Raw genomic sequence first — 4,418 nt, forward strand, 5'->3', positions numbered from 1 at the left:
TTATAGCCTCTTTCAATTGCCATTTCCAATCCTTTAATAGGGTTTAAATCAGCTGTTTCTGGATTTAATACGTTTTCAATTCCAACTTGTTCAATAACTTCCGGTATGGGTGTAGTGCTAATAAGTGCCGATACTCGACCACCTACTCCCTGAATAATTTCAGGATCTGTCATCAGTAATGTTCCAACGCCTTCGCACACGCCAACAACACAGTCAATCAATCCTAATTCAATGTTTGTTCTTAGAATTTCAGATATTCCAAAGCTCATGAAATCTTTCATTTTCACTACTCTTTGGGGTGTGCACATTCCAAATTCCCGGATTCTTTTTTCCATATTCCATTTTATGAAATATTTAGTTAGATGTTCAGCACCATCAATTTTATAAAAAATAGGGCAGAAATCAACAAGGGGTTCTCCAACTGAGGTTACTTCTCCATTTTCTATTACTACTTCTGTTTTACCTAACGCTTCGATTACATGATAGTCTTTTGCCATAGTTTCACCTTGAACAACATTACATTTTTCAGATTTTGAGTTTACTTTTTTGTGATAGATTTTCCCATTAAAGTTAACTATTGTTATATTTAAATACTATAAGTTAAAAATATAACTATTGTGATATTTTTAAGTTTCTATCTTAAAATTTAAAAAATTAAATGGAAGGGATAGTTTATCTAAATATCAACTCTTCTTTATAATGAGAAAATATGAGAAGGTGAAAGATATCAATTGATAAAATCGGGCGAAATCAAATGATGAAATTGATTAAATCCTAGATTGCTTTGGTAAAAGTAAAAATTTACCTTACAAAGCTTAGTCTATTTCATCCTACTGGATAATACACTAAACTCGGGCATGGATTCCAGTGATGATATTAAACCTTTAAGGGATTTATTGTCTTAAAGAAGAACCAAATTGGAAAATAAGGAAAGTTTAGGAGAGTAGTGAAATTGACTAATCAAAGAACTATTAGCCAGATCAATCAAAAGATTGAAAACGGCGATGCCAATATTTACACGGCAGAAGAGTTTAAAAAACTTATTAAAGAAGGTAACACTCCAAGTTTTGATGAAGTTGATGTGGTTACAACAGGAACTTGTGGTGTAATGAGTGGTACAGCTGCTATACTCAATTTTATAGTTTCTGGACCGGGGGAATTCATACGAGCTGAAGAAGTATTTTTAAATGGGGTTCCGGCACATGCAGGACCATGTCCAAACGAATGGTTAGGTGCAATTGATGTTATACTTCATGGGACTACTCATTCAATATATGACCACAATTATGGTGGAGGTTTTGTTTTAAAAGAACTTTTAGAAGGCAAAACAATTGATGTGAGAGTTGAAAGCGTTGAAGGCAAAACTATTGAAAACACAATAACTATAGATGATATTGGAAGAGGCCAAATTATAGGAACTAGAATGGCATTTAAAAATTATACTGCTTTTGTTAATACTTATAACGAACCAATCAATTCTATTTTTTCCGCAATTCCATTAGAAGGAAATCTTTCCGGTTTAACATTTTCAGGATGTGGCGATTTGAATCCATTACAGAATGATATTCCACATAATGTAATAAAAACTGGAACCAGATTTTTATTCAATGGAGCTGAAGGGTATGTTTTAGGTGACGGTACACGTTCTAGTGCTGAAAAACCGAATTTAATGTTGACTGCTGATTATAAGCAGATGGACCCATATTATCTCGGTGGATATAAAACTGGGCAGGGCGGTGAAGTTTATGATACTGTGGCCATACCTATTCCAGTTTTAAATGAGGAAATATATAATAATCTGCTCATCACGGATGAAAACATTAAATTGCCATTAGCAGAAATCAAGGGTCGTCATTTACCATTAGGTGAAACCAACTACAAAGAAATGTGGGAAGGCTATGATTTAAGACCACAATATGACAGATCAAAATGTTCAAAATGTGATTCATGTACAATTGAAGAGATTTGTCCAACAAAGGCTTTTGCAAATGAAAGATTGGATTTGACAAGGTGCTTTGGATGTGGATTATGCGCTCACTTCTGTAAGAATGATGCATTTGACATGAATACCGGCGATGTTGATTTGGAAATTAATGACAAATTAGTCAACGTGCCAATTATCTGTAGACAATCTGATAGATTAAGAGGAAATAAATTATCTAATCAGTTGAAAAAGTTACTTGAAACACAGGAATTTACTTTGTAGTGAGGTGGTTTTAATGACTACTCAACAGAAGATTAATGACGCTCCCATTAATTTTGCAGAAGATATAATAACTAATGTAAAGAATACTAGGGATGATGGTGTCTTGAAATGTGTGCAATGTGGTTTATGCACTTCCACATGTCCTGCAGCACGCCATTCTGAATATAATCCTAGAGAAATTATTGAAAGAGTTCTTGACGGTGATGAAACAATAATGCATGAAGATTATTTATGGAATTGTTTTTATTGTTATACTTGTCATAGTGTATGTCCAGTTGGGAACAGTGTTTGTGAAGTAAATCAAATATTAAAACAATTTGCAATAAACCAAGGTATAGGATGGGATAAGCTTTATGAATATCTTGGATTTGCTGACTCATATTTTGATGCGGCAATCGGAGCAATCCCGGAAATATTTTTTGATGATATTGCAAAAGATGTCCCTGGATGGGAAGAGATTAGATTTGAAAAATTGGAAGAAAATAGGGATAAATTAAATCTTTATCCTCCATTAATGCCTCCAGAAGATGTTATTGATGAAGTTAGTTTAATTTTAACAATTACTGGATTTAAGCAAAGAATGGAAAATATTAGGAAATCACAAGAAGAGGAGGCTAACAAATGAAAGATATTCCAGATAAAAATCTTCTTCTGTTTAGAAGTTGTCTTGTAAGTGTAGAGTATCCTGGTATTGAATCCTCAACCAAATATGTTTTTGAAAAATTAGGTATTGATTATGGTATTTCGGAAAAACAGACCTGTTGTACTGGATTAGGGCATTATTCTGATGTTTTTGATCAAGTTTCAACAACTGCAATTGGGGCACGTAATTTTAAAGTTGCTCAAAATCTCGGAAGACCTAATCTTGTAATGATGTGCGCTACATGCTATGCAATTAACAAAAAATCCGTTAAGTTATTAAATAATAAAGATGACTTGCGGGATGAAATCAATACTTTATTTGAAGAAAATGGTTTGGATCATTTGAAATATGAAAAAAATGATTTGACGCCTACAGAGAATATTTTTCATTTTGTAGATATTTTATATGGTAAAAAAGACGAAATTAAAAAGCATATTAAATATGATTTAAGTCAATACAAGATAGCTACCCACCATGGATGTCATTACTGTAAAGTTCATTATGAAGATACTATTGCTGGTGTAAGAGATCCGAATATAATTGATGAACTCATTGAAGCATGCGGATGCAAAACAATTGGATGGTATGATCATAAAAGAGCCTCTTGCGGTACAGGATTTAGACAAAGATATTCTAATCCAGATTTATCATTTACAGCTACAGCAGATAAAATGAATTCACTTAAGGATGAAGGTGTAGAAATTGTAGTGCATTTATGTCCTAATTGCCATATACAATTTGACAGATACCAACCATTAATCTCTAAAAGGGAAGGCAGGGAATTTAAAGCGATTCACTTGAATATTTCCCAATTCATTGCTATTGCAATGGGTGCTGATTGGGAGAGTGTCGTCGGTGTTCAGGCACACACTTCCAAAATCGATTCTGTGATTACAGAATTAAAGGAGGTTGAATCATGAGTGGAGATTTGAAAATTGGCGTTTTCTTATGTGAATGTGGTGGAAACATCTCCGATACTGTAGATTTGGATGAAGTCAGACAATCACTTGATGTTGAGGTAATAGAAAAATTTGAAAATTTATGCTCATTAAATGGACGTAAAATCATACGTGATGCAATCATCGAACATCATTTGGATAGGGTTGTAATTGGGGCATGTTCACCTATAAGTCATGAAAAAACATTTCAAGATTATGTAAAACCTTTAAATCCTTATTTGATGGATATGGCAAATATTAGGGAACAATGTTCTTGGGTTCATGAGGATAAAAAGAAGGCTACAAAAAAAGCTATTACACTTATTAATGCATCTATAGAAAAGGTCAAGCAATCAGATGAGGTTAATCCTATTTATTGTCAAACTCCTGATGAAGTGGCTGTTATTGGGGGAGGGATTGCTGGAATGAATGCGGCATTATCCCTTGCACGCCAGGGAACAAAAGTCACTATTATCGAACAGTCACCAACATTAGGCGGGCATATGGCTAAAATCGGAAAAGTTTTCTCTCCTGTAAAAATTGCTGAAGAATGTGGTATGTGTTTGCTTAATCCTATTCTAAATGATTTGGTATGGAATGAAAACATAACTGTTTGGACTAACTCAAAGGT

At 33.7% G+C, this 4,418-nt stretch carries 5 protein-coding genes; 4 read left to right on the forward strand and 1 reads right to left on the reverse strand.

Features of this window, described 5'->3' with window-relative positions:
- Positions 1 to 497: DUF2099 family protein (locus tag ACKI44_RS09480; RefSeq protein ID WP_407423787.1), on the reverse strand; the 497-nt coding region annotated here is incomplete at its 3' end.
- A gap of 455 nt (positions 498 to 952) precedes the next feature.
- Between ACKI44_RS09480 and ACKI44_RS09485 the strand changes: the two genes are divergently transcribed.
- The 4 genes from ACKI44_RS09485 to ACKI44_RS09500 form a co-directional block, all read left to right on the forward strand.
- Positions 953 to 2,206, forward strand: coding sequence for a methanogenesis marker 16 metalloprotein (locus tag ACKI44_RS09485; RefSeq protein WP_407423789.1), 1,254 nt, complete (start codon positions 953 to 955; stop codon positions 2,204 to 2,206).
- A 13-nt stretch (positions 2,207 to 2,219) separates the two neighbouring features.
- Positions 2,220 to 2,831, forward strand: coding sequence for a ferredoxin:CoB-CoM heterodisulfide reductase subunit HdrC (gene hdrC / locus ACKI44_RS09490; RefSeq protein WP_407423791.1), 612 nt, complete (start codon positions 2,220 to 2,222; stop codon positions 2,829 to 2,831).
- A complete protein-coding gene (gene hdrB, locus ACKI44_RS09495) occupies positions 2,828 to 3,769 on the forward strand; it encodes a ferredoxin:CoB-CoM heterodisulfide reductase subunit HdrB (protein WP_407381851.1) in 942 nt (313 codons plus the stop codon). The genes hdrC and hdrB overlap by 4 nt, the downstream gene beginning before the upstream one ends.
- Positions 3,766 to 4,418, forward strand: a 653-nt coding sequence (locus ACKI44_RS09500) for an FAD-dependent oxidoreductase (RefSeq protein WP_407423793.1), incomplete at its 3' end; no start/stop codon positions are given. The genes hdrB and ACKI44_RS09500, both read left to right, overlap by 4 nt.

Source organism: Methanobrevibacter sp. (assembly GCF_045646205.1).
In the GTDB taxonomy this organism is placed as follows: domain Archaea; phylum Methanobacteriota; class Methanobacteria; order Methanobacteriales; family Methanobacteriaceae; genus Methanocatella.